This window comes from Shimia sp. CNT1-13L.2 (assembly GCF_024331145.1).
Taxonomy (GTDB): domain Bacteria; phylum Pseudomonadota; class Alphaproteobacteria; order Rhodobacterales; family Rhodobacteraceae; genus Shimia.
In genome coordinates, this window is sequence record NZ_JANDJO010000015.1 from 1 (window position 1) to 25,000 (window position 25,000).

General features: G+C 57.2%; 21 protein-coding genes and 2 riboswitches. Of the genes, 17 read left to right on the top strand and 4 right to left on the bottom strand.

Going from position 1 to position 25,000, the window contains the following annotated elements; genetic code table 11:
- Positions 1–752: 752 nt before the first annotated feature.
- Entirely contained in the window at positions 753–1,325 is a 573-nt protein-coding gene (locus tag NNA36_RS19115) for a GNAT family N-acetyltransferase (RefSeq protein WP_255110100.1), read from the bottom strand.
- A 173-nt stretch (positions 1,326–1,498) separates the two neighbouring features.
- Here NNA36_RS19115 and NNA36_RS19120 point away from each other — a divergent pair, with 173 nt between their 5' ends.
- The 16 genes from NNA36_RS19120 to NNA36_RS19195 all read left to right on the top strand — a co-directional run bounded on the left by NNA36_RS19120 (position 1,499) and on the right by NNA36_RS19195 (position 17,498).
- Positions 1,499–2,398, top strand: coding sequence for a DMT family transporter (locus NNA36_RS19120; protein WP_255110102.1), 900 nt, complete (start codon positions 1,499–1,501; stop codon positions 2,396–2,398).
- Positions 2,399–2,569: 171 nt separating this feature from the next.
- Positions 2,570–3,520, top strand: coding sequence for an ABC transporter substrate-binding protein (locus NNA36_RS19125; protein WP_255110181.1), 951 nt, complete (start codon positions 2,570–2,572; stop codon positions 3,518–3,520).
- A 59-nt stretch (positions 3,521–3,579) separates the two neighbouring features.
- Positions 3,580–4,572: an iron ABC transporter permease gene (locus NNA36_RS19130; RefSeq protein ID WP_255110104.1), complete on the top strand. Its 993-nt coding sequence runs from the start codon at positions 3,580–3,582 to the stop codon at positions 4,570–4,572.
- Positions 4,556–5,326 carry an ABC transporter ATP-binding protein gene (locus NNA36_RS19135; protein WP_255110106.1) on the top strand — a complete coding sequence of 257 codons (771 nt, stop codon included), beginning with the start codon at positions 4,556–4,558 and terminating at the stop codon, positions 5,324–5,326. The genes NNA36_RS19130 and NNA36_RS19135 overlap by 17 nt, the downstream gene beginning before the upstream one ends.
- A gap of 522 nt (positions 5,327–5,848) precedes the next feature.
- Positions 5,849–6,054, top strand: a riboswitch (cobalamin riboswitch).
- A gap of 156 nt (positions 6,055–6,210) precedes the next feature.
- Positions 6,211–8,118: a TonB-dependent siderophore receptor gene (locus NNA36_RS19140; protein ID WP_255110108.1), complete on the top strand. Its 1,908-nt coding sequence runs from the start codon at positions 6,211–6,213 to the stop codon at positions 8,116–8,118.
- A 109-nt stretch (positions 8,119–8,227) separates the two neighbouring features.
- Positions 8,228–8,977 carry an ABC transporter substrate-binding protein gene (locus NNA36_RS19145; protein WP_369681693.1) on the top strand — a complete coding sequence of 250 codons (750 nt, stop codon included), beginning with the start codon at positions 8,228–8,230 and terminating at the stop codon, positions 8,975–8,977.
- A complete protein-coding gene (locus NNA36_RS19150; RefSeq protein ID WP_255110112.1) occupies positions 8,977–9,957 on the top strand; it encodes an iron ABC transporter permease in 981 nt (326 codons plus the stop codon). The genes NNA36_RS19145 and NNA36_RS19150 overlap by 1 nt, the downstream gene beginning before the upstream one ends.
- Positions 9,954–10,712, top strand: coding sequence for an ABC transporter ATP-binding protein (locus NNA36_RS19155; RefSeq protein ID WP_255110114.1), 759 nt, complete (start codon positions 9,954–9,956; stop codon positions 10,710–10,712). The genes NNA36_RS19150 and NNA36_RS19155 overlap by 4 nt, the downstream gene beginning before the upstream one ends.
- Positions 10,709–11,371: an adenosylcobinamide amidohydrolase gene (locus NNA36_RS19160; RefSeq protein WP_255110116.1), complete on the top strand. Its 663-nt coding sequence runs from the start codon at positions 10,709–10,711 to the stop codon at positions 11,369–11,371. Before NNA36_RS19155 ends, NNA36_RS19160 begins: the two co-directional genes overlap by 4 nt.
- Entirely contained in the window at positions 11,358–12,359 is a 1,002-nt protein-coding gene (locus tag NNA36_RS19165; RefSeq protein ID WP_255110118.1) for a hypothetical protein, read from the top strand. The genes NNA36_RS19160 and NNA36_RS19165 overlap by 14 nt, the downstream gene beginning before the upstream one ends.
- A gap of 27 nt (positions 12,360–12,386) precedes the next feature.
- On the top strand, positions 12,387–12,992 hold the full coding sequence (locus tag NNA36_RS19170) for a MotA/TolQ/ExbB proton channel family protein (RefSeq protein WP_255110120.1): 606 nt from the start codon (positions 12,387–12,389) through the stop codon (positions 12,990–12,992).
- Positions 12,992–13,369 carry a biopolymer transporter ExbD gene (locus tag NNA36_RS19175; RefSeq protein WP_255110122.1) on the top strand — a complete coding sequence of 126 codons (378 nt, stop codon included), beginning with the start codon at positions 12,992–12,994 and terminating at the stop codon, positions 13,367–13,369. Before NNA36_RS19170 ends, NNA36_RS19175 begins: the two co-directional genes overlap by 1 nt.
- A 1-nt stretch (position 13,370) precedes the next feature.
- Entirely contained in the window at positions 13,371–13,757 is a 387-nt protein-coding gene (locus NNA36_RS19180) for a biopolymer transporter ExbD (RefSeq protein ID WP_255110124.1), read from the top strand.
- A complete protein-coding gene (locus NNA36_RS19185; protein WP_255110126.1) occupies positions 13,754–14,548 on the top strand; it encodes an energy transducer TonB in 795 nt (264 codons plus the stop codon). Before NNA36_RS19180 ends, NNA36_RS19185 begins: the two co-directional genes overlap by 4 nt.
- A gap of 334 nt (positions 14,549–14,882) precedes the next feature.
- Positions 14,883–15,086, top strand: a riboswitch (cobalamin riboswitch).
- Positions 15,087–15,195: 109 nt separating this feature from the next.
- Complete coding sequence (locus NNA36_RS19190) at positions 15,196–16,419, top strand: aromatic ring-hydroxylating dioxygenase subunit alpha (RefSeq protein ID WP_255110128.1); 1,224 nt, start codon at positions 15,196–15,198, stop codon at positions 16,417–16,419.
- A gap of 5 nt (positions 16,420–16,424) precedes the next feature.
- On the top strand, positions 16,425–17,498 hold the full coding sequence (locus tag NNA36_RS19195; protein WP_255110130.1) for a hybrid-cluster NAD(P)-dependent oxidoreductase: 1,074 nt from the start codon (positions 16,425–16,427) through the stop codon (positions 17,496–17,498).
- A gap of 281 nt (positions 17,499–17,779) precedes the next feature.
- Here NNA36_RS19195 and NNA36_RS19200 read toward each other — a convergent pair whose 3' ends face one another.
- From NNA36_RS19200 to NNA36_RS19210, 3 genes are all read right to left on the bottom strand, one after another.
- A complete protein-coding gene (locus NNA36_RS19200) occupies positions 17,780–18,253 on the bottom strand; it encodes a plastocyanin/azurin family copper-binding protein (RefSeq protein WP_255110132.1) in 474 nt (157 codons plus the stop codon).
- 49 nt (positions 18,254–18,302) lie between these two features.
- The gene (locus tag NNA36_RS19205) at positions 18,303–21,668 is read right to left on the bottom strand and encodes a hypothetical protein (protein WP_255110134.1); all 3,366 of its coding nucleotides are present in this window, start codon (positions 21,666–21,668) and stop codon (positions 18,303–18,305) included.
- A 205-nt stretch (positions 21,669–21,873) separates the two neighbouring features.
- Complete coding sequence (locus NNA36_RS19210) at positions 21,874–22,818, bottom strand: AraC family transcriptional regulator (RefSeq protein WP_255110136.1); 945 nt, start codon at positions 22,816–22,818, stop codon at positions 21,874–21,876.
- A gap of 162 nt (positions 22,819–22,980) precedes the next feature.
- Between NNA36_RS19210 and NNA36_RS19215 the strand changes: the two genes are divergently transcribed.
- Positions 22,981–24,960 (top strand): TonB-dependent receptor, encoded by a 1,980-nt coding sequence (locus NNA36_RS19215; protein WP_255110138.1) that lies wholly within the window; start codon positions 22,981–22,983, stop codon positions 24,958–24,960.
- The last annotated feature ends 40 nt before the right edge of the window (positions 24,961–25,000 follow it).

Here is a 25,000-nt window from a genome sequence, read left to right on the forward strand (position 1 = left end):
CGACGAACTCTCCGAGCAGGGTTCCTTCAAATGGACTCCATGGCGCATTCCAGACAACGTCAAACCCGTGCCTATCGAAACACTGTTTCCTGTTGTGGATGGTGACGAGGGGTAGCATCAAGGTTGGAGGCGATAGAAGTGTATCAAACTTTAGGCGGCTCACAATCAAGGAGATGGACACGTAACGTTCTCAATGCCCGTGAGGAGGCCAGCTGAGCGGGCCAACGAGTCGGACTACGGCCTAACTGGTAGTTAAGTGGAGTTTTTCAACGCAACAGCTTGAAGTCTCTCGGATCCAAGCTGGCAGCACACAGTTTCCCGCCCCAGTGTGCGCCCAGAATGCCCTGGCTGACGACGTCCTGCCCGCACAGATAGGGGCAATGCGCTTTACGGCAAACACCCCTTTACCAGCTAACCCCAATCGATACTGCAGACCAAGCAGGAGGATAACACCAATGTCGGGTCAAAGGTTCTTTGCCCAGCTTCCAGTTCAGTCTACCACTGAAGTCATTCTAGTTCTTGCCTTTGGCAGGCACCCAGACCGACATACTGGCCACTCAATACCTCTGTTCTGCTTGCTTCACTCTTCGGATAGCATCAATACCCTGCGGCTTGGGTCGTAGAGTATTTCAGCCCGGCGCGAGCTTACGGGGATCTCTTCCCCCCTATGCGACTTGAGTGCCAATTCCCTTTCTCAATTTCCTGGCTATTTCAGGGCATCCTTTTGCCAGGCGACGAATAGGCCGCTTTGTTCAAGTTGGATTCGCTAAACGAGGTTTGCGCCATCTCAAAAAGACACGTGGCCGATCAGCAAAGCGTCCCGCATCTTCGACCAAAACATCTCCACCGCTCCGGACCAGCTCAAAGCCCGCCTTTTCATAGAATGCGATTGCAGGGTTTGGCTCGTCTGTTCCAAACACACGCAGCATGGTGCGCACTAGGATGCTTTCAAAGGCGCTATCATTTTCTGCGATGAGGGCGCCCAAAAGCTTCGTCCCGACTCCGCTATTTCTGGCGCTGGCATCAACACCGAACTCCGAGAGATACATACAGGTCTCCGGTTCAACGTCATATGCCGCTGCCGAACTCAGAAAGCCTTCATAGGATTGGTATGGTTGCCCAAAACAGTATCCAAGAACCTTTGCCCCTTCAAATGCCAAAAGGACAGTCTTGGAATCGCCAATCGCTTTGGGTGCCCATTCCTTTGCCAACATAGAACCACTTGTATCGTTGTAGGGCACGCCTGCCTGAACGCGGTCAATGAGGGCAAAAAGCGCGTTCGGATCGGCAATTTGCGATGCAGAAAATAGGCGAACGTCCACCATGATCCTGTGCCTTTATTCCTTTTTTCGAGCAGCGCGACGACATCGTAGAGCCAACCAAGCTTACTTTGGTGCCTTGAAAAGTTTCAAATCCCAACATAGAGGTGTGTAACACTATAACACAAGCAGAACACTCGCCCTTCATGCACGCATTTCACAATAGGCGACCCCGAGGCATGAAGGACAAACCCCAAGACCATTTTGGTATCCTGCTTCGTGTATTGTCGGGCGTTTTCTTTGCGGCCATGATTGTCGCAGTGAAACTTGTAAGCACTGATGTGCCGCTGGGTGAGATCGTCTTCTTTCGGTCAGCGTTTGCTTTGATCCCATTGGTCGCCTTTTTGTGGGTACGGCAGGAGTTCCCATCAGGTCTACGGCCACGACGGCCCTGGCTTCATGTTGTTCGATCAGCGCTTGGCGCCATGGCTACTTTTACTTCTTTTGCAACTATTGCGCGCCTTTCGGCAGCAGAAGCCACATTGATTTCCTACCTCGCGCCGATCTTGCTAGCCATGATTGCCGTTGTACTGCTCGGCGAGAAACTCACCGTTTTTCGCGTAACCGGTCTTCTTTTAGGACTTGCCGGTGTCGTCGTTTTGATTTGGCCAGCACTTTCTTCCACGTCATTGGAAGATCAAGGTCGGGAAGGACAAAAGCTGATCGGCATCGCTTTGGGGCTTGCCACCGCCATTCTTACCGCTTTCTCTCTAATAGTGACGCGCATTTTGACCCGAACAGATAACCTAGGCGGTATCGCATTCTGGTTCGCGGTTGCCACTGCCGGCGCTGGATTGGGAACGTTGCCTTTGGGCTGGGTAATACCAGATCCGAAAACCATGGCGCTGCTCGCCGCCGCCGGTGCTTTCGGTGGTTGCGCGCACATAGCCATGACAATGGCTTTCAAATTTGCAGAGGCCTCGCGTCTCGCGCCTTTTGAGTACATCGCGCTGGTCTGGCTTGTGCTGGCGGACCTCATCATTTTTGAACTGCCATTGTCTCCAGCGTTTTTTGTGGCGCTGCCGTTGGTTCTAGCTGGCGCAATGGCTGCCGCTTTGGAGCGCGCCAAAAGAACCTAAAGTCGTTGCGAGATTTAGGTCTTGGCAAAATGTTACGTTATAACATATAGCCCTCATCAAGGTGGCGGGCTGATGCCATGCGACTCGACTCTTCAACACCAGGGTGGATTTGACACAATGAAAAAACTCACGATCGGCGTTGCGCTCGCCGCAGTTTCCGTAGGGGCTGCAATGGCACAGGACTTTCCGCTAACCGTCGAAAACTGCGGTCACGAAATTACCTTTGACGCACCGCCTGCAAGCGTAGTCAGCATCGGACAGGCGACGTCTGAAGCGCTGTATCTACTAGGACTTGGCGACAAGGTGGCCGGCACCGCAGTGTGGTTCACAGACGTATTGCCAGAATTCTCTGAAGTTAACTCAAAGGTTGAGCGCCTTGCAGACAACACCCCAAGCTTTGAGGCTGTAGTGAACAAACGCCCAGGCCTCGTGGCCAGCCAGTACGAATGGTATGTGGGTCCGAAGGGCTCAGTTGGCACTCGTGAACAATTCCACGATCTCTCCGTTCCAACCTACATCTGGCCCGCAGACTGTGTTGGAAAGGACAACAGCGTTGGTGTGGATGGCACGCGCCAAGAGCTGATCTCAACCGAAGTGATCTATCGCGGCTTGATCGAACTGTCTCAGATCTTCGGTGTGCCGGAAAGAGGCGAAGCAGCCGTGGCCGATCTCAAAGCACGCGAAGTGGCTGCCATTGATCGCGCCAAGGCGCTTGGCCTAGAAGATACATCCGCCCTCTTCTGGTTCTCCAGTTCCAAAATGGATGCAGACCCCTATGTCGCCGGAGAAAAAGGTGCGCCGGGTTTCATCATGACACAGCTCGGCATCGACAATGTAGTGGACTCCAACGAGGAATGGCCAACCGTCGGCTGGGAAACCATTGCCAAAGCCAACCCGACTTACATCGTCCTTGCCGACCTGCAGCGTCGCAAATTCCCAGCCGATGCGATTGAAGTCAAACAAGAGTTCTTGGCAACGGATCCGGTGGCAAGCCATATGGATGCCGTAAAAGCAGGCCGAGTGATTGTACTCGACGCCCATGCCATGGATGCAACGATCCGCACCATCTCTGGCCTCGAACTTCTGGCAGATGCCATGGAACAGCAGGCAGCAACTCAGTGACGACACGATCCTTCGGCGGGGGCAACCCCGCCGTTTCACTTTCATTTGGAGTGGCAGCAATGGTTGCCACCCTTGGCTTTGCTCTGGTGGTTGGCGAAACGCGGATCCCGCTGGAAGTGATTTGGAGCGTTCTGCGGATTGAGGCCGGTTATACTGCGCCTGAAGTCAATCCGATTGATCACGGCATTCTTTGGAGCTACCGCCTCCCACGTGCGATAGTTGCGATGGCTTGCGGTATGTCACTGGCGCTAAGTGGCGTTGTGCTGCAAGCTCTCCTGCGAAACCCGCTCTCCGATCCCTACATTCTCGGCCTCTCCGCCGGTGCGTCCACCGGTGCTGTGGCCGTGGCGATCCTTGGCTTTGGAGCTGGCGCGCTGACACTGTCAAGTGGCGCATTTATCGGCGCAATGCTGGCCTTTGGCTTTGTGGCTTGGCTGGCACGATTGGCGCGTGGTCCTGGTAGCTCTGCGACCTCCAGTCTTGCACTTTTGCTGGCCGGTGTTGCTGGTGCACAGCTTTTCCACGCACTCACCGCGCTGATCATCGCCAAATCTGCCGACGCCAATCAGGCGCGCGGCATCATGTTCTGGATGATGGGCAACCTATCTGGCAGCCGTTGGCCGGATGTGTATCTCGCAGTCCCAGTTGCTTTAGCTGGCGCTGGCGTGATCTTCGCCCATTTCCGAGCACTGGATGCAATGACTTTTGGCCGGGAAGCGGCGCAATCTATGGGCATCCGAACGGGGCTTGTTATGGCGGTCCTCATCGGCGTAGCTGCGTTGCTGACCGCTGTGATGGTATCCCTCACCGGCGCCATCGGCTTTGTCGGACTCGTTGTGCCCCACGCTATGCGTTTCATGGTTGGAGTGCAACACGCACGGCTGATCCCAGCGACCGCTTTGGCAGGAGGCATTTTCTTAATCCTAGCAGACATTGTGGCGAGGGTTCTTATACCGGGACAAACCCTCCCTATTGGTGTTGTTACCGCCTTGGTCGGGGCCCCCGCATTTGCTGTCATTCTGGTCCGGAGTTCCCGTGCGCATTCAAGTTGAGAACATCTCCAAGTCTATTAAGGGCAAGCCAATCCTGCGTGATGTGTCCTTGACCATAGCCTCCGGACAGTCTTTGGCATTGATCGGCCCAAACGGATCCGGCAAATCAACGCTTTTGAGAGTGATGGCCGGCCTGCTGTCTGCGGATCGCGGCCGTGTCACCGTTGATGGCGATCGGGTCGACAAACTATCCCCGCGCACACTTGCCCAGCGTTTGGGTTTTGTCACACAAGAAGCCGGAACCACCGACGCCATCCCTGTCATCGAAGCTGTAAAACTCGGGCGCACGCCTTGGTTGTCATTCGCCGCACCGTTTAGGACCAATGATCAGCAGATTGTTGATCAAGCGATGCGTGCCATGGCGATAAGCGAATACAAAAACACGTTATTCAATGCGCTATCGGGCGGGGAAAGGCAACGCGTGCACATCGCGCGCGTGCTGGCACAAACGCCACAAGTATTCCTCCTAGACGAACCGACGAACCACTTGGACATCCGCCATCAAATTGCGATCATTGACTGGGTCAAACAACAAAACGCAACGGTGGTGCTTGCCTTGCACGATCTAAACCACGCATTCGCGTGCGACCGGGTAGCTGTCATGAATGGTGGCGCGCTGGCAGCATTTGGACCGCCAAAGGACGTCTTGGTCCCCAGCGTAATTGAACCAGTTTTTAAAGTGGGAGTTCAACAGAACCATAGCAATTACTCAGACCACCCTGTCTTAACTTTCGTCAAATACAAAGCTGCTTAGCGATTGCTCAATACATCATGGGAGACAGAGCAACGGGTTTTCCTTTATGAAACTGACAACGATACCTGATGCAGCAAATGTCGGACTTCCGCCCATTCTGTACAGACGATTGGAAGTCCAGAAAAGGCCTCGGCAAGCGAAGCATCGAATGTCCTCTCCAAACTGCAAGACGAGGATTGTCGAAGTGTGGGATGCAAATTGATGAGGGTGATGCCTTAGTTTTTTCTGTTTGTCCTTAACTCCAAAAGACTAACGCACAGTTGGCATCTGGAATGCATCCGGCACCTGACGCGCCGCCTTTCGAAATACTTGCGCGAGGCTGTTGTCCGCGCTCGCAAAATCTCGCAAACACGTCCTAAACCCCATAAAGAAATTGCCTTCAGAACACCTCACAAAACTCTGTGCGACCGAATTTCGCCACCAGATTTTGCAAAAGAACGACATACCAAGCTCCGACTTTGCCCCAACCCATCCGGTGATTTTTCGAATCATTTTTTCAATTGACTCGCGAACGCAGCTTTGGCTAAGTCGGCGCATTCTGGTCCGGTTGGGATTCCATCCGGTGAAAAGGGAACGAGGTGCGGCGTCTGCCAATCCCTCGACTGCCCCCGCAACTGTAAGCGGAGAGCGACTTCGGCATATGCCACTGTCCCGGTGTTTGGGATGGGAAGGCCCGAGTTAGCTTTGACCCGCGAGTCAGGAGACCTGCCAGAATGATCACCCTGTCCGGACGCGGGGCGCGTCAAGGGCAACGGACCTTCCGTAGTGGTGGCATATGCTTCACCGTCTGCGGAGGATCTCCCTCCAAAGACAATTTAATTTGACTGGTCCTTATTGGGCCTAATGTCGGGAGTCGTATTGTCGGCTTCCGCAATGGATGGGACATGAACATCAATCTCCTGCGCGCCTCAAGCGCCCTTGCCCTGCTGCTCTCTCAGTCAGCCTTGGCAGACGAAGTAATCGACCTGGGCGAAATCATCATCAGCGGTGGCCTTACTCCGGTCGAAGAGTCGAAATACGGCCGTGCGTCCACGGTGATTACTTCGGAAGAACTGGCGGAACGCGGCATATCTTCGGTACAGGATGCGCTCCGCTCTGTGCCCGGTATCATGGTAAACGGTTCAGGCGACAGCTTTACCCAAGTCCGCATCCGTGGTGGTGAAGCCAATCACACCCTGATCCTGATCGACGGTGTCGAGGCCACGGGCGGCGACCGCGAATATATCCTTTCCGGCCTGGACACCGCAAACATCGAACGCATCGAAGTTCTGCGAGGGCCGCAATCGGCTTTCTATGGCTCTAACGCATCAACGGGTGTCATTAATATCATCACCAAGACCGGCAATGTTGGCACCGAGTACAGCACCAGCGTTGAGTACGGATCGGGGGGCGTCCGTGGGTCTGCGCGGGTTTCCACGCGCACCGAACGCGGCGGTATTTCATTTAGCCTGGCGCATGAGAACGACAGAGGTTTCGATATCTCTGGCGATGGCGGCGAAAAGGACGGCATTCGCCGCAATACACTTCAGTTCAAAGGTGACTATCTCGTCACTGACCAATTGAAGCTGGGTTTCAACTTCCGCAAGTCCAATGAAGCCTACGAGTCTGACAGCAACTCGAACTCGGCGACGAACGCCGCGCAGTATGTTGTCGACGATACTGCTCCGTTCAGCGATCGCGACGAGCAATTGGCGCAGGTCTATGCCGAGCTTGATACCCTGGGTGGCCGTCTCAAGCACCGCCTGTCCTTTGAACGTACGGACTATGACCAATCTTTCAGCGGCTTTGCCCCGACCGAGACCAAGACCGAAGCAGCCAAGTACCTTCTGAGCTTTGGCCTCGACGGACAACCTGCAGACTCTGCCAATCATCTTTTGAACGCTCTGGCCGAATGGGAAGAAGACAGCAGCAGCAGCAACGCGGCTTTCAACCGTGAGACAAAGTCTCTCGCACTGGAGTATCGCGGCAGCTTTGCCAATGGCTTCAACATTCAGCTTGGCGCGCGTCGTGACAACAACAGCGTGTTCGAAGATGCCACGACGTGGAACGCAAGCGCGTCTTACACGTTCCAGAACAGCGGCATCCGACTGCACACCTCGGCAGGTACCGGTATTGCGAACCCTTCGTACTTTGAATTGTTTGCAAACAACACCTACTCAAGCTCGTGGGGCACGTCGACCTACATCGGCAACCCGAACCTCAAGCCCGAGGAAAACCGGAGTTTTGACATCGGCGTCGAAGTGCCTTTCCTGCAGGAGCGTGGCTCGATTGACGTGACCTACTTCCGGGAAACACTGACTAACGAAATCGAAAGCTACTATTCGCATACCGACGCCACCCTTGGCGATGTGTATAACTACCGCAACCAGGCCGGGGACAGCGAACGCAAAGGTTTCGAAGTCGCAGCCAACCTCGAAGCCTCCGAAAAAGTCGACTTGCGACTGTCCTATACGCACCTCGACGCCACTAACCCGAATGGTTCGGTCGAAGTGCGACGCCCCGAGCATGAGCTACTTCTGAGCGCGACGGTACAGTCATTCTACGGCCGTGGGGCCATCACCACTGACATTCGCCACGTTTCAGGCAACTGGGACACCCAGTTCTTTGGCTCGTATGCAACGGCGGAACTGCCATCCTACACCACGGTAGATGTTGCCGCTCGCTATGATCTGACTGACAACGTGGTTCTGACCGGTCGCATCACCAACCTGTTCGACAAAGAGTACTCGGACGTTTGGGGCTACGCCAAACGCGGTCGTGCGATCTACGTTGGCCTGGAGTCCACGTTCTAAGGTGCAGCTCCGCATCCTGACATCAGCTTTGGCGGCCCTTTTCCTTTCTGGGGCCGCCTTCGGGCAGGAGGAAATTTCGCCTCCTGCCCATCCTGTGCGTGTGGTTTCCATGAACCTCTGCACGGACCAATTGGCCATGATGCTTGCGAAGGAAGGTCAGCTTCTTTCGGTTTCTTACCTTGCTCTCGACAAGCGCAGTTCGGCCATGACGGAGGAGGCCGAAAACTATGTCATCAACCACGGGCGCGCCGAGGAAATCTATCTTCTGCAACCCGACCTTGTGATTGCAGGCGCCTATTCGACACGCGCCACAGTCGACATGCTGCGTCGGCTTGGTGTTCCGGTGGCTGTCATCCAACCCGCACGATCCCTTGAGGATGTGCAAAATCGTATCGTTGAAATCGGCACCCTGCTTGGACGGGAAGATAGCGCGAAGAAAACCGCGCAGGACTTTTTGCGCCAACTCGAGATGTTGCGGGAACCGGATCACGTTGGCCCGCGTGCCGCGCTCTACTCTGCGCGCGGCTGGACGGCGGGTGATGCGACGCTGGCGGGTCAGATCCTGCGCGCGGCGGGCCTTCAAAACATCGCGGCGGAAATGGGTTTCGAACACGGTGGTGCAATGCCGCTTGAGGTTCTCGCCATGGCCAATCCCGACATGGTCATCACCTCCGCGCCCTACAGCGGCCATTCCCGATCCGAGGAAATCCTCCTGCACCCTGTCGTCGACACATACCGTCAGAATGGCGCGCGCGCCGGCATGCGCGACAGTGACTGGGTGTGCGGCACACCACATGTCTTGCGGGCAATTGAGCGACTTGTCGCTGACCGCGAACAGTTTGAAACGGAGGGCCGCTGATGCGCCTCGAACTTGGCCTTCTCCTGGTGTTGATCGCGCTCTTCGTGGTCTCGCTGACCGTCGGGCCGGCAAATGTCCCCGCCCGCGACAGCCTTGCTGCCCTGTTCGACCCCGGCTACGGGCCGCTGACGTTGGTCATGCAGGAAATTCGCCTGCCGCGCGCCCTGTTGGCGATTATCGTTGGCGCGGGCCTCGGGTTGGCGGGTGCTTCCATGCAGGGCTACCTGCGTAACCCTCTTGCTGAACCGGGGTTGATTGGTGTTTCCGGCTCCGCGGCCCTTGGCGCTGTGCTTGCCATCTATAGCGGTCTGGCGGCCGGAGCCTCGCTCGGGTTGCCATTGGCCGCTCTTGCTGGCGCATTGGTGGGAGTTTTTCTGGTCATGACACTGGCCGGGCCGCGCGGCGGGTCACTGACCCTGATCCTCGCTGGGATCGCGATTTCGGCTCTCGCAGGGGCTCTGACATCGCTGGTTCTGAACCTATCGCCCAACCCTTTTGCTGCAAATGAAATCGTATTCTGGATGATGGGTTCTCTGGCTGACAGGTCGATGACCCACGTTTGGCTGGCGCTGCCTTTCGTGTTGGCGGGCATTGCCATCATCGCGACCACCGCACGGGGATTGGATGCCCTCACTCTTGGCGAAGATGCCGCCCAGACCATGGGGATTGACCTTGGACGCCTGCGTCTGTTGCTGGTCTTCGGCACGGCCGCCATCGTTGGCGGCACCACGGCAGTGGCCGGTGCCATTGGCTTTGTCGGTCTTGTTGTGCCCCATATCCTGCGCCCGTTGGTCGGCGCGCGTCCCTCGCGCCTGTTGTGGTCCTCGGCGATCGGCGGCGCGATCATGCTGCAACTGGCCGATATCGCCGTGCGCCTGATCCTGCCTGAACGCGATCTCAAGCTGGGTGTCGTCACCGCCATCGTAGGGGCACCGCTGTTCCTGCACCTCATCTTCAAGACCCGGAAGGAACTGCCATGAGCCTTCTGTCCGTCAAGAATCTGGGCGTGACCCTTCGCAATCGAACGGTGTTCGAAGACATCAGTTTTAGCGTCCCAAAGGGCGAGTTCATTGGCCTCATCGGCCCCAACGGTGCTGGCAAAACCACACTGATGCGAGCGAGCCTTGGCCTTTTGCCTCACACGGGCAACAGCACAATCGCAGAGATGTCTGCGCGCGACCGTGCCCATGCCGTTGCATGGATGCCGCAATCGCGTGAAATTGCCTGGCCGATTTCCGTTGAACGGATCGTGGCGTTGGGAAGACTTCCCCACCTGGGGGCCGGGCAAAAGATGCCGCCTCAGGATCAGGCGCATGTAGATGCCGCGATTTCCCGTCTGGGGCTTGATGCCTTTCGCGCGCGCGCAGCGTCACGGCTTTCCGGTGGGGAACAGGCACGTGCGCTGATCGCGCGTTCGATTGCGCAGGACACACCGCTGTTGATGGCGGACGAACCGATTGCGGGGCTGGATCCTGCGCATCAGATTTCGACAATGCAGGTGTTCAGCGAGTTGGCCAAGGAAGGCCACGCGGTTGTCGTCTCGATCCATGATCTTGGGCTGGCGGCACGCCATTGCACGCGTCTTATCCTGTTGGCCAAAGGGGGCATTCTGGCAGATGGCAAACCACGCGATGTCTTGACCCCCGACCTGATGGCCGAAGCATTCGGGATTTCAGTCTGGCATGAAGAAACCGAACAAGGACCGGTGTTCCAGCCTCTGGAGGTGGTTTCATGAGCCGCGTTGCGTTGGACGCCCCCTGGCTGAGCTTTGACCTTGGCGCAGACATGCAGGTGTTGAGCTGGTCGCTGAACGCGCCCGGTTTCACCGAAGCCAACCGTATTCTGTGGCGGGAAGTGCGCAATCGCGATCTCCCTCCGGGTGCCGATGTGCATGAATGGGTATCGCGCGAATTGGCGAGGCGGGACGCAAGTGATGCGGTGCTGATGCTGACTTCGCGTGACATCACTTTCTACGAAGAACGCCGGACACAGGTTGGCGGCGTGACTGTCGACGCCCTTGCCACCGTCGGTCTTTCGAACGGTGAGCGCGTGGGCTCTCGCGTGGACTACTCGGGGCGCGACTGGGGCACGATCAATGTGGGGGTCCGCATCAGCGAAGGTCTGACGCAGGCGGCGCTGATTGAAGCCATGAGCATTGCCGTCCAGGCCCGCACGGCCGCAGTGATGGATGCAGGTTTTCGACTGCCCACCGGCATCGCAACCGGCACAGGTACGGATTGTGTCGCTATCGCCGCCCCCAAAGGCAGCACGCCTTATGCGGGGCTACATACAGACACCGGCGAAGCCATTGGCCGCGCCGTCTATGACGCGGTCTTTGCAGGGGCCGAGATTTGGATCAACGAAACAAAGGAGAGGCAACGTGCCAGAGCTTGAAAACGTACTGCGCGCAGCGCTGACGCAGGAAGACACCGGATGGAACATGGGGTCCTTTGGGGCCATCGCGGAATTCCATCACGTCTATGGTGACACGGCGCCGACCGCATTTGACGGGTTGCAGCAGGTCACACCCCGCGGCGGTGTTCGGATTGACCGCCTTGAAGGCGTCACGCCAGTTGCCTACGAAACCCTGAGCCCCAAGCCGCACCGCTGGACCCAGGCCGTATCGCTTTGCCTGCCAGAGGCCGAGGCCGCGATGCACCAGCGCGAGGTACTGACGGAACTGGGGCCAGACGCGAACGCGCTGCGCGAGGAAGATCGCGGCGCGGTTCTGTTTGACATGGGATTGGGTCAGTATCAGGTCGATTTTTGCATTCGAACAGCGGATGCCGCGTTGCTCGATGTGCTGCGTGCGCAGGAAGGCAAATCGCTGTTTGATCACGGCAATCCCGCCATGGGCGCCATCCTCAAGGCTCACCCGCATCGCGTTGCGCTTACCCGTCTCGGGCGTGTCGAAGTCTACCAGATGATCGGTGGCCCCGATACCGATGGCAAATCCCCGGAAGGCCCCCACACCCACGTGCTGCCAAAGCTCCTGCGTGCCGGTCGGACCCATTCGGCCAACACGCCCATCCCCGAAGGCTTGGTCCCCTGCTGTGGCGTGCATCCCGAAAACCCTGTGATTGGCAGGCTTGGGGAAGACAAACCCTTCGTGCGTGAGGCTTTCGATCTGTTCCAGGATCTGCTCAAGGCTTGGGGACCCGAAGCCTATGTGACCGGTAAGGACCGTGCTTGGAAGGCGCTGTCGGACGGAATGGCCGCAAGCGACGTGGTCGAACCCGAAAGCCGCGTTGGCCGCGCCGGATGGCGAAACGCGATACGCCAGTGGCGCGTGCTGCATGGCGACAGCGCATTGCTTTCGGACTGGGCAGCAACGTTCGACCGAGATCCGGATCAGGTTGACCCTGAAAACCCCGGACACTGAGCCCCGGAAACTGAGAAAGGACACGCCATGTCTCTCGCTGCACTAACAACTTTTCTTGCCACGGGCGGACCGGCTCTTTGGGTGATTGCCGCGCTCTCGACGATAACGCTTGGTCTTGGCTTGTGGAGGGTATGGGATTTGGCGCTGTTGGGGGTGTGGCGGCGACCGGACGAAGATCGCACCTCGAACGCAACCCCAAGCAGCCGGGTGGCAAAGGCCGCCCGCGACGGGCTGCAGCACCCCAATTTCACCCGTGAAATGGCTCTGGATGAAACCACGCGGGTGGCAAAGGCAGAGTTGATGGAACTGCGTCGCGGCGTGCGGCCCCTAGAACTGATCGCTGCCATAGCGCCCTTGGTCGGCCTGCTAGGAACTGTTCTTGGCATGATCGAAGCCTTTCAGGCCCTGCAACAGGCTGGCAACGGTGCAGATCCTTCGGTGTTGGCCGGAGGTATCTGGGAAGCCCTCTTGACCACCGCGGCCGGGATGGCCGTCGCCATTCCCGCTTCGCTGCTTGCCAGCTGGTTCGAAAGTCTTTCAGAGCGCGAACAGGCGCGTATGGAAGACGTCGCCGTGCGTGTGTTCAATGCCGTGCCGCCTGCCCAGTCAGGACCGGTACAAGCGGTCGCCTGATGCTGTCGTTGCCCGCATCCCGGCCACGCAAGCGGCCCAGTCTGACACCGATGATCGACGTGGTGTTCCTACTTCTGGTCTTCTTCATGCTGGCCTCGCAGTTTGGAATTGACCGGGTGTTGCCCTTGGGGGCGGGCGGGCAAAGCTCGGCCTATTCCGGTCCACCCAGGTTGGTCGCCATAGAACAGGATGGCGTTCTCTTGAACGGGCAACGCATGTCGATCGAGGATCTTGCAGGGGCGCTGACACCGCTGGTCACGTCTCAGGCGGATGCCATCGTGCTCAGGCCGGGTGATGGTGTGTCCTTGCAGTCCTTGATGAACGTGGCATCCGTGCTGGAAGTCGCCGGGTTCACGACCCTTTTGGTGACGGAATAGGATGGTGGACTTCTCTCTCCCACGCAAGCGATCATCAACCGAAGCGGTCTTGCCGATGATCAACGTGGTGTTCCTGCTGTTGATTTTCTTCCTGATGACGACGCGGATTGCACCTCAAGCCCCTTTCCCGGTGACCCCGCCGGACACCGAGACGGAGGCCACCTCCAAAGCTGCTCCCATGATGTTTCTGTCCTCTACCGGAGAGATGTTCTTTGAAGGCGCCCGAGGGGATGCCGCGCTGCAAGTCATCGCCACACACGGCCCCTACGACGAACCGGTGATCCTTCGGGCGGATGCAGAGGTGGCGGCAAAAGAAGTGGCCGCACTTCTGACGAAACTCCGGGCCATCGGTGTGACCGAAGTAAGTCTCGTAGGACAAAACCCATGACATCGGGCACGCGTTTCTTCCTTTTTCTGGCCCTGTCAGCAGGGGCACATGTCCTGCCCTGGGCGTTCTGGGGAGAAGACGGACAACAGGCTTCTGGTGGGCGCGGCGAAGAGGCTATGACTCTGGCGGCCATCCCGGAAAGTCTTGGAGACCTTGTGAAAAAATGGGAAGAACCAGTGCAAAGGCTGGATCACGCGCCGACGCTGCATCGCCCCGCGGTTCCGGAAGCACCACAGATCCCCACCCGACCGCAGGCCTTACAGGAGGTGTCGCAGCCCTCGCCCAGTCTTGCCGCAGCGATTGCCCCGGATTCACGTCCACACGTGGAAACCCAGCCGCCGCCGCCCCCTAAGCCCACGCCGCCCCCGAAGCCTGAACCGAACGCAAAACCCAAACCGCCGGCAAAGCCCAAACCGGCCTCTCCGCCACGGGCTGCCGAAAAGGCCAAAGGCCCCGGTCAGAACATGCATGAAGGGGCCGACAGCAAGGCCAAAGTCACGACCGGTACCAGCAAACGAGAGGCCACCGCCCTCAAGAAATGGGGCGCGTCCATTAGAAGCCGTGTTGAGCGGCAAAAGCGGAAAGGCTCTCAGCGAGGGAAATTGCGTATACGCGTTGAGGTGCATACATCAGGCCGTCTCTCTTTCGTGAGCGTCATAGCACCCTCTGGCAATCCCGCGTTGGATGCCGCTGCTCTGGCCGCAGTGAATCGCGCCCGCCTGCCCAAAGCACCGGCGGCAGTCCCAAAGGGTCAGTACAAATTCAGCCTGACAATGACTTACAGGCCATGAAAGGCGTGTGCGCAGGTTCTACTGAGGCGATGCCCGGGTTCACTTCGCTGTGTCCACCGTAGGCCCTTCCAACACAACACTTCCCACAACACTTGTCCCGCAGTAGCGGTCCTGCAACGACTTTGGTGCAATCTCGTGTTCCTGCGGGTGGCAGACATGTTCCGAAAACTGTCATCGTGATCGATCCCAAGTCATTGGTAATACGTCATCCTTTTTGGATGGTTCAGTTGAGCAGTTCACGAGCAAGGATTCTAAAAAAGCAACCGCTGGGCGTTCTGGTGCGTTTTTTGTCTCTAGGATGTCGCTGCTATTTCAGCACCGGGATTCTTGGCGTTCTATCCAAGTCCCGTAAGGTGCCGCCGTTTGATTTGAACGGTGGAGAATTGGGAAGCTGGTGAAACTCCAGCACTGCCCCCGCAACGGTAACGAAGGTCAGGTTTCGACAAACAACCACTGAGATGAGGATCTCGGGAAGGTGTCGACACCGGGTGAAAGCCCCTTCCAAGTCCGGAAACCAGCCTTGCGCATATGTCAAACCGCGGGTGGCGGTGGGGGCTCGCGACTCGGACGGCGTCCTCAAGCCTGCCGGGAGTGCCTTCCTGTCATCTGCTCAAAAAAGGCCGCGGGGCGCGGCAGGAGAGCCAGTAATGACTTCATCAAGCGAGCTTTTGGCGCGGCGTGTGCCGGGGCATTCCCTCGAACAGGCGTTTTATAACGATCCTGAAATCTTTCGTATCGACCTGGAGAATATTCACTACCGCGACTGGCTGTTTGCCATTCCAGCCTGTGAGTTGGAAAAGCCCGGCAGCTATGTCACCCACACGGTTGGCGCCTATCGCGTCATTATCGTGCGCAGTGCGGACAGCCAGATTCGCGCCTTTCACAACACCTGCCGCCATCGGGGATCGGTGATCTGCAAGGGCAAGAAGGGCCACGCGCCAAAGCTGGTTTGTCCCTACCACCAATGGACCTACGAGCTGGACGGCTCACTGCTGTGGGCCCGGGATATGGGGCCAGACTTTGACCCCACACAGCATGGTTTGAAAACCGTACATTGCCGCGAGTTGGCCGGGCTGGTCTACATCTGCCTCGCGGATGAGGCGCCCGACTTTGACACCTTTGCCAATATCGTGCGTCCCTATCTTGAGCCGCATGATCTGGCTAATGCCAAGGTCGCCCACGAGAGCAGCATCATTGAGAACGGCAATTGGAAGCTCGTCTGGGAAAACAACCGCGAGTGTTATCATTGTGGCGGCAACCATCCGGCTCTGTGCCGCACCTTCCCGGATGATCCGACCGTGACCGGTATCGAGGAAGGCGTGACCCCGCCGCACCTGCAAGCCCACTTTGATCGCTGTGAATCGGCCGGCATACCGTCGCAATTCTACCTACACGGGGACGGACAGTTCCGTGTTGCCCGTATGCCCCTGAAGGAAGGTGCCGAAAGCTATACGATGGATGGCAAGACCGCTGTGCGCAAATGGCTGGGCCGGGTGCCTTTTGCCGATGCGGGCTCCATGCTCAAGTTCCACTATCCTACCACCTGGAACCACTTCTTGCCGGATCATTCCATCGTGTTCCGCGTCACCCCGATCAGCCCGACGGAAACCGAAGTCACCACCAAGTGGCTTGTGCACAAGGATGCTGTTGAAGGGGTGGACTATAACCTCAAACGCCTGACCGAAGTCTGGGAAGCCACCAATGACGAAGACCGTCAGGTGGTGGAAGACAACCAGATGGGCATCGACAACCCGGCCTATGTGCCTGGGCCGTACTCAACGATCCAGGAAACTGGCGTGCAGCAGTTTGTCGACTGGTATTGCGACACCCTGGCCGCCCGATTGGCCCCTGAAACACTGGCAGCGGAATAGTCTTGATGAAGGATCTTGTTTCCACCGTCTGGCAAGATACCCAAATGCTGGAATGCGTTTCGGTGATCCCAGAAATGCCCAACACGGCAAGTTTCACCTTCCGTGCCCCTTCGGGGGCGCTGTTTTCCTATGATCCAGGGCAGTTCCTGACTTTGGAAATCCCGGCGCCAGATCAACCGGGCGGCGTGGTGCATCGCACCTATACGATTTCCTCGTCGCCGTCGCGTCCGCGTTCCATCACGATCACGGCCAAGGCGCAGGAGGACAGCATCGGCACCCGCTGGATGCTGGACAACTTGAAACCGGGGGTGCGCCTGCGCGCCCTTGGCCCAGCAGGCCTGTTCACAAATGCAGGGAGCACGGCGCAGAAGTACCTGTTCATCTCGGCCGGCTCAGGCATCACTCCCATGATGTCGATGACCACCTGCCTTTGGGACGAAGGCCGTGATCTCGACGTGGTCTTCATCAACTGCGCCAAACGCCCATCCGAGATCATCTTTCGCCAGCGGCTTGAGCATATGGCCAGCCGCACGCCTGGGCTGGATCTGAAATTCGTGGTGGAAGAACCTGATCCCTACCGGCCCTGGACAGGATATCAGGGGATGTTCAACCAGTTGATGCTGGGTCTGATGGCACCGGACTACCTTGAGCGAGAGGTCTACTGCTGTGGCCCCGAGCCATTCATGACCGCAGTGCGCGAGGCGCTTGCGGGTTTGGGGTTCAACATGGAGAACTACCACCAGGAGAGCTTTGGCGCACCGGTGGAGAACGAGGCCGATCAACCGCCGCTGGACGACGTCACTCTCGATGACGACACGCGGGCCGAAATCCATTTTTCTGCCTCGGGCGTCACCGCCAAGGTAGCCGAGACCGAGACGGTCCTGGCCGCAGCACGGTCTGTCGGACTGAACATCCCGTCAGGCTGTACTTTTGGCGTTTGTGGCACTTGCAAGGTGAAGAAGACCGAGGGCGAGGTTCACATGGTGCACAATGGCGGTATCTCGGAAGATGACATCGCCGAAGGGTATATCCTCGCATGTTGCTCCAACCCGCTTGGCAAGGTCGCGGTCGAGGTCTGACGCAATGAGGGGCGCTGAGACGCGCCCCTTGTTCTTTGTGCTGAAACCTCTGCCTTGTGCGTCAATTTCTTCCGAGACGCAGACTAGGCAAGCCTTGGTCAGGGCACGGCGCTTATTAGGCTCAGAAAAGCGTGGCTCGTCGGGCAGACGGTTGGCATCCTCGATAAAATGACCCTGACAAACGATCTGCTGTGCCCTTCAGTGGCATGTCGACTTTGAATTGCGTCTTGCTACCAAGATTGAAACTCACTTGGAACTCGAACTGCGTGCTCTTTCATCGACTACCTGCGTGCCATGTCCTCTTGCATCTTTGCAAACAAGCGTTCGAAGATCACCCGCCCAACGCCACTGACTTTGTCATAGCTGATCTGGTCAATATTCGACTCTGGCGATCCCACCACGACCAGCGCATACATCCCGTGCCGACCATGGACCTTGCAGCGAAAGCCGTAGATGCCGGGAATTTCCAATAGGACTTCCGCCTTTGGCTTGTGCTCAATATCCACCAGCCCAGCGCCCTCCGGCCACATGCCCTCAAGAGACGTTACCGTATGATTACCTGTAGAATTCAAAAACCGAACTGAATCTCCAGGCTCAATCCAAAGGTAATCCGGGCTGAAACGATAAACCTCTTCCGGTGTTAGGGCCGAAAGATCAATCAACTGATCGATGTCATGCACTTCGGCCTGAGCCCCGGTCCCTCCCCAAATCATACAGGCCATGCAGAAAGCAATGCTGCGGAATTTCGACATCATGTTTCCTCTCGTTTGATCTGGCTGCGCCAATCTTTTGCTCAATGTGACTCTACCGTTGGGGCGCCAGAATGGCCCTGCCTTCAGTCATGAGAACCACTTCCGGATCTGTCAGGTCAGGATACTTTTCCTTTACCAGATTGGTGACGGCCTGAGGGTACGTCCGGAACATCAGTTTTACATCGACCTCGACAGGAAACGCCGTATCCTCGGGAAGAAGAAACACTTCGTCCCGATATCCATCCGCAGGAATCTTGGAGTCTTCCAGCATTCGTTCATAGCGCCAGAACTCAAAGCCAACCGGTTTTCCGTACTTGTCGCCAAAGACCTTGCGAAAGAACCGCGCGTCTGGATCAACAGTTCCCGCATCGTCTACCTTCCCGCTTTCCAGAACAACCTGACCCGAAGCATCACGCACGGTAACGTCCAGCCAGACCTGTCGGAAGTCGGCAACACCAGTTGGCAAGGCATGCCCTGCCCCGGTGTTGGACACGCGCACGTTCAGATCACCTTCAGCAGTCAGGCTGGCTTCCACATCCGCGGCGGTGCGCAGCAACTCGATGCTCATTTGCTTGAGCTTGTCGTTGCGCAACCCGACCAAGTGATAATTCGCCCCCGTAAACTGGTGGGTCACCACGTTGTCTTTCACTCGCCCACCATCCGTCGAGATACCGGGCACATCTTCTCCAATCCGCTGAATGTCTCCATGCATATGGCAGTCAATACAGCTACGGTGCTGTGCGGGATTTTTCGGCGCATTGAAAGAGGACCGCTGCCATTCACCGTAAGTATCCACAATGACCGACCCGCTGCCCGGCGCGAATTCGTTGTGACACGAACTGCAAAGCGCAGAGTCGTTGTAGAAATCCTGACTGTAGGACTCTGCATGAACTTCAGGTTTCGCGTTGATTGCGTGGTTGGCAAGCCAGTTCAGAACGCTGTTGTCTGAGTTCTCAAAAACATAGGTCTCGCGATCCTTGATATTGACGGTAAAGCTGGCATTTGCCCCCGCTTTGCTACCCTGTGCGCTTTCCAGGTCCGTGATGCGGTGACAGAAAAGGCAACCGGTGCCCTCGTCAAGATCCGGCTCGCCTTTCTCAAGCGCCTCGAACAAAGAAGCACCTCCCCGTTCAAACATGTGCCCGGCATCCGTTGTCGCCGTAAGACCCGACAATAGCCCTTGTGGATGGTGGCAGCCCATACACCACTTGCGGAACTCTTCCCCTTCTGCCGCCGCCGCCACGTCTTCGACTACCTTGTAATAGGGGTTGGAATCCCCCATCAGCCGATGCAGGGAATCCGCCCATTGGTCGAACATGTCCGAGTGGCAAGCGGCACAAGCGGCCGAGTTCGTCCACTCCCCGGCATGGACCGTTTCACGCGCGTCATCCAGTCTAAGCCAGCTGGAGACCAAGGGAAGATTGCCTTTGCGTGTGACGTACGCGTGCAGATCAACCATCATCTCTCCCACCTCGGCTGGCGGGTCATAGGCGTCAACAAATTCTGCCTCCCCTTCCCCGTCATGGCCCATACCACCCTGCGTACCTTGGATGATCCTCACATAGTCTCCGATGAAATCACCTGCGATCATGGCGGCAAGATTGCCATGCCCGATGCGTGCATAGCGATACTTGTCGATTGCCGTATCTTCGAAAAGGTAGCTGTTGGTAAAGTTGAAGCCGTCCACATGGCAGGATTGGCAACTCATCCAGTAATCGCCGGTCATTGGAAAATCGGAATGACGATCCGTGTTGCCGGTATGGAAAAGCGTTTCCCCTGCACGCACCTCCGGCTCAACCGGGTCTGTTTCAACGAGGTCTGAGAATACAGACCTGTCAACGACAATGCTGCCATCGTTTTCTTTAAGGCGCGTCAGGTCAAGGCTCATTGCGTTTTGAACAAACAGCCCGTCTTGCCCAACCACCAGGCCGCGTGGATTGGCACCGGGCAGATGCCGCAGCACCTGAACTGCCTGTGCATCTCGCCTAACCTGCCCTTGGATCGAGAGAGGATCGCGATCCGACAGGTCAAACACCAATAGATCTTCGCTGCCCGCAAGGGTCACGAAGACACTCTGCCCATCTTCTGAAAATGCAGCGTCATGCGGATTTGAGACGATGATGGTCTTTGCTGACCCATCAAAACGCTTCTGCACTGGGTCTTTTAGATCAATCTGGCGGAACAACTCCTTGCGACGCCTCGGTAATTCGCGCTCCTGACCCGCCCGAAGATCGAGAACCGAAACAGCAGGGAAGATCGTCGATTGAAACTGAAAAAGGTGATCGAAGTTCCAGAGCACATGCGGCAACCAGGCTTCTGTTTCGTCCGAGTTGACTGCGATGTCATCCAACAACCGGGGATGACCTTGTGAAACGAACTCATCCGGATCCTGTGTCGACACAAGGCTGATCGTTCGGACGTGCTCCAACGGCAAGGCGGTGGTGTCGTAGATCGACACCTTCCCAACCATCGCATGTGTTACCAGAAGGCGCCCATCCGAAAGCAATGCAAGGCCACGCGGGGTTTCCTCGGTATCAAGCCGATAGACCAGCCCCTGCTCCGGGCTGACTGCGATCACCTGATGGTCCTCGAACAGTGTCACCCAATACACATCCCTCTTCGGATCAAACACAATCCCAAAGGGTCGCTTTCCCACGTCCAAGGCACCGGAAACCTTGCCTTTCTCCCAATTGGCAAACACCACGCGGCCACCGGTATAGTCGGTAACAGCCATGTCACCATTCCTGCCCAGAGCCACCCGCCGAACGTCTCCACCGACTTGAAGCTCTCCCAGCCTTGCACCGGTCGCCTTGTCAATCCAGCTCACGCTACCCGCGTTGAAATTGGCACTGAACAGCTTGGTACCGTTGTCGCCCTCGATCAGGGAACCGCTCTCTGATTGCGCATAGGCCGCGCCGACAATCATCGTCAAAACCAATAAGAAAGCGAGCACCCAGGTCGCAAGTTTCAGCATCGACCACCGCCACGCGTGCCAGACCACCAGCGCAGCCAGAGGCACGGAAGGAAGTAGGTGTCCCCAATAAGCCGCAACACCCGCAAACCCGCCCCGGTTTCCCCAAAAGACGAGGTAGACACCGCTCAGCAGAACACAGACCAACCCATATTCAATTACACGACCGGTCTTGCGTAGGCGCGACTTGGACGAGCGCTCAAGTATCTCCCTGTGAGCCAGCCAAAACGGCGCGACGAAAATAGGAAACAGAACCAGAGATACAAGGATATGAATGGTCAAAGTGCTGCGCTGTAAATGCCAGGGCAAGTCAAAACCATCCCAGAGAACGACACCACTTAACGTGAGGACATACAGGACAAACTCCGCAGGCTTCGAACGATACCCTTCTCGCCGCCAGAAAGAAGAAGTTGCCAGAAAGCTATGAAAACTATCAGATTTCGCCATTTAGGATACAGGTTCCCGCGCGCCTCGTTTTCTTTTCAGAATCCACGTACGCAGAAACCACCTTCCATACATTGACTTTGGACAAGCCGCCCTTTGCCAAACACGAATTTCCGCAGCTTCAATCTTCCGGATGCCCATGATGTTCCGCAAAAAAAGCAAGAAAGTTCGCCCCCAACGTCAACAGAATGCGTTCCCTCTCACGGCCCTAGCGTTTGGTTCCCCGTCTAAGCTCTGACGGCGAGACACCGTGATGTCGTTTGAAGGCAGTAGAGAAGTTCTCCGGGCTGCTGTAGCCCGCATCATAGGCAGCCTGGGCGACACTCGAACGATTATTCACAAGCGTCTCAAATGCTTGATCCAAGCGCACCCCCCGCACAAAATGAAGCGCCGAACACCCGTGAGCAGTGCGGAACAAACGGCTGACCTTCGAGGTGCTCGCGTTTCCCGCCTCAGCAAGGTCTCCAAGGCTCGGCATCTTCCCTTCCCCGCGGGCGAGTTCTTCCATCCGCGCAAGCTGTATCTGCTCTTGTGGCGATAGAACCTGCGCTTCCGTCTGATGGCTCAGTTTCGAAAACGTTCCTGCTACAAGGTTCAGGGCTATCGCCTCAGCCTGCATCCGTTCAACCGGGTCTTCGAAACTGTGCTTCGCCGCCAGCGCTTCCATTGCCGCTATGTCCTCTGCGCTTGCCGACCATTCATACCGAGCCTTTGCCCATTCGTCAGTTGCCGACTTCAATACCCCCAAACCGTTGTCATCCAGCCAATCATGGGACATCAGAATATTCACCTTGCGCACGTATTCACCCGGCAAAGACCGGCGCCAAAACGTTTCCGCTTCCTGCAAAGACGTTAACACCATGCGAACGGGGCGCCCCGGCTTTCGCCCCAGATCCATCGGCCTTCCATCCAAACTGGCCTCTGTATCCCCTTCAAGAAAACAATGAAGCACTGCTCCGGGTTTACGCACGGTTTCAATCTCGAAAGCCTGCACAGCATGCGCGTTCAGGGTATGAAGGCCAAACCCTTCGCGGAAATGCAGCGCCGTGACTGTTCCATCAAACACCTGGTTTTTCGGCAGGTCTGATGACCTGAACCAATCCAGCTGTCGCGGCTTACGCCCTTTTTGAATCGGAAGTTTCAAGGCTCCCATCACCAGCCTCCTGTTGCTTCGTTGCATCATCAAGCTGATCGAAGTGAGCCTATGAACATTGCGCAAAGGATTTAGACCATCGCGCAAAGGTCTTCGACTGGCGGTGTAAAGACGAAATCACTAGTAATCCGACAATAATAGTCAACAAACGAGGAATACACAATGCCGCGGATGTCACTGCGCCTTATCCTGATGGCCAGCACCGCCCTGGTCAGCCCCGCCTTCGCCGAAGAAGCGGGTGTTTACGAACTGGAAGAAATCCGTATTGAGGGCCAGGAAGCCCAGGAACTGCTGGGGAACGCTCAGGTCACAGAAGAAGAGATCGCAGCACGAAACCCGTCGACGATGCAGGACGTCTTCAACGGTGAAAGCGCCATCACCAGCAGCGGTGGTGCCGCGATTGCCCAGAAGGTCTATGTCAACGGCATCGAAGAAAGCCTCCTGTCCGTGACCATTGATGCTGCACGGCAAAACAAGTCTGCGTTCCACCACGCGGGCAACGTGCTAATCGATCCTTCGCTGCTTAAGGCAGTTGAGGTCAGCTCGGGTCTCGCACCAGCCGACTCTGGTCCCGGCGCCATGGCTGGTAGCATTGCCTACACCACAAAAGATGCGCGCGACCTCCTTGAACCTGGCGACAATTTTGGCGGCTTCACAACCCTCAGCGCAGGCACAAACGGCCAGGGTGTGCGCAGCACCCTCACTTTCTATGGTCAAGAAGGTGGTTTCGAGTACCTCCTGAACGGCTCGCGCCACTCTGGCAGTCAATACGAAGATGGTACCGGCACCACGGTCCCAGGGACCGAGCCGGATCTGACGAGCTTCATGGCCAAGCTGGCGTATACCTCTGACGAGGGTCACCACCTGTCGTTCTCGGCATCGCACACCGAAGACACCGGGCTGCGTGCAGCACAGTACAACGGCTACTACGGCGTCTTCTTCACCCGTCCTGACTTTTTCACCACGAACGACCGCACCACCGGCCTGCCGGTTACTCCGGTCCTGATGGAAGCCCTGTCTCAGCGCAAGTCTTATAACCTGACCTATACCAATGAAGCGCCGCAGGGGTGGTTCGCGCCGACCCTACAGATCGCTTACAACGAACAAACAATGGACGTTGTGGGTGTCTGGGGCGTTAACAAGAGCCTGAGCGCCGTGTTCAGCAATGAATTCCAGCTCGGCAATGGCACTCTGAACGCCGGTATCGACTACTTCAATGACTCGGCAGAGGGCTACAGCCGCTCTGCAATCAATCTCGGCTACCTTGGCCAAGAAAAGATCCGTGGTGTCGGCGTCTTCGCCCAAGCCCGTCAGGATCTGAACGAGCGCATCTCGGTCTCCTACGGTGCCCGTTTCGACTCGCAGAACTTCACGGGTGCTGACGGCTCACAATTCAGCGACTCCGGCGCAAGCGTGAACGCTTCGTTTGACTACATGCTCAGCGACACCCTATCCCTGAACGCGGGTCTGGCCTCGTCCTGGGGTGGCTACGAACTTGGAGAAGCCGCGCTCATCAACCTGAGTGCCCCCTGGGTCTATTCTGGCATGCAAACCTCTCGCGCGACCAGCGGCCGGATTGGCCTGCGCTATGCGTCTGGTGGTTGGGATGTCCGCGGAGCGCTGTTCCGGACCGAAGCCAAAGATCTGAGCGCAGTTCTTCCCAGCTTCCCGACCAACAACCGCGCCGCGACGACGACCCTCGACACGCGCGGTTTTGATGGCTCGGTTGGATATGCTTGGCACAACGGGTTTGCCCGCGTGAACTACACTTACGCAGACGTAACCGAGAACGGCGCTCCGATCGGCGGCACCCGCTACTACTACGGTCGTCCAATGGGACACATCTTCGGTCTCGAAGCAGGATGGCAGGCAACCGACAAACTGCGTGTCGGCGGTACGGCCCAGATCGCTCTAGAGAACGACGATGTGGCAACAGGTGAAGCACCGCTTGACGCTTACGAGGTGGTCAATCTCTTCGCGGAGTACCGTCCTGAGACCTACAAGAACCTCACGATCCGCTTCGACGTTCAGAACCTGTTCGACACCACCTATGTCGCGCGTGGTGCTGACACCACCGCGAGCGCCGTTGACCTCACAGAACCCGGCCGCACATTTGCAGTGACCGCCACGTTCGAATTCTGATCCAACTGATTTGAGCGAAACAGAAAGCGCCCGAGCCTTA

Excerpts from the sequence above, each read along its gene's own strand:
- NNA36_RS19115 (WP_255110100.1), bottom strand. The coding sequence starts at position 1,325 with ATGGTGGACGTTCGCCTATTTTCTGCATCGCAAATTGCCGATCCGAAC.
- NNA36_RS19120 (WP_255110102.1), top strand. The coding sequence starts at position 1,499 with ATGAAGGACAAACCCCAAGACCATTTTGGTATCCTGCTTCGTGTATTG.
- NNA36_RS19125 (WP_255110181.1), top strand. The coding sequence starts at position 2,570 with ATGGCACAGGACTTTCCGCTAACCGTCGAAAACTGCGGTCACGAAATT.
- NNA36_RS19130 (WP_255110104.1), top strand. The coding sequence starts at position 3,580 with ATGGTTGCCACCCTTGGCTTTGCTCTGGTGGTTGGCGAAACGCGGATC.
- NNA36_RS19140 (WP_255110108.1), top strand. The coding sequence starts at position 6,211 with ATGAACATCAATCTCCTGCGCGCCTCAAGCGCCCTTGCCCTGCTGCTC.
- NNA36_RS19145 (WP_369681693.1), top strand. The coding sequence starts at position 8,228 with ATGAACCTCTGCACGGACCAATTGGCCATGATGCTTGCGAAGGAAGGT.
- NNA36_RS19150 (WP_255110112.1), top strand. The coding sequence starts at position 8,977 with ATGCGCCTCGAACTTGGCCTTCTCCTGGTGTTGATCGCGCTCTTCGTG.
- NNA36_RS19155 (WP_255110114.1), top strand. The coding sequence starts at position 9,954 with ATGAGCCTTCTGTCCGTCAAGAATCTGGGCGTGACCCTTCGCAATCGA.
- NNA36_RS19160 (WP_255110116.1), top strand. The coding sequence starts at position 10,709 with ATGAGCCGCGTTGCGTTGGACGCCCCCTGGCTGAGCTTTGACCTTGGC.
- NNA36_RS19170 (WP_255110120.1), top strand. The coding sequence starts at position 12,387 with ATGTCTCTCGCTGCACTAACAACTTTTCTTGCCACGGGCGGACCGGCT.
- NNA36_RS19175 (WP_255110122.1), top strand. The coding sequence starts at position 12,992 with ATGCTGTCGTTGCCCGCATCCCGGCCACGCAAGCGGCCCAGTCTGACA.
- NNA36_RS19180 (WP_255110124.1), top strand. The coding sequence starts at position 13,371 with ATGGTGGACTTCTCTCTCCCACGCAAGCGATCATCAACCGAAGCGGTC.
- NNA36_RS19185 (WP_255110126.1), top strand. The coding sequence starts at position 13,754 with ATGACATCGGGCACGCGTTTCTTCCTTTTTCTGGCCCTGTCAGCAGGG.
- NNA36_RS19190 (WP_255110128.1), top strand. The coding sequence starts at position 15,196 with ATGACTTCATCAAGCGAGCTTTTGGCGCGGCGTGTGCCGGGGCATTCC.
- NNA36_RS19195 (WP_255110130.1), top strand. The coding sequence starts at position 16,425 with ATGAAGGATCTTGTTTCCACCGTCTGGCAAGATACCCAAATGCTGGAA.
- NNA36_RS19200 (WP_255110132.1), bottom strand. The coding sequence starts at position 18,253 with ATGATGTCGAAATTCCGCAGCATTGCTTTCTGCATGGCCTGTATGATT.
- NNA36_RS19205 (WP_255110134.1), bottom strand. The coding sequence starts at position 21,668 with ATGGCGAAATCTGATAGTTTTCATAGCTTTCTGGCAACTTCTTCTTTC.
- NNA36_RS19210 (WP_255110136.1), bottom strand. The coding sequence starts at position 22,818 with ATGGGAGCCTTGAAACTTCCGATTCAAAAAGGGCGTAAGCCGCGACAG.
- NNA36_RS19215 (WP_255110138.1), top strand. The coding sequence starts at position 22,981 with ATGCCGCGGATGTCACTGCGCCTTATCCTGATGGCCAGCACCGCCCTG.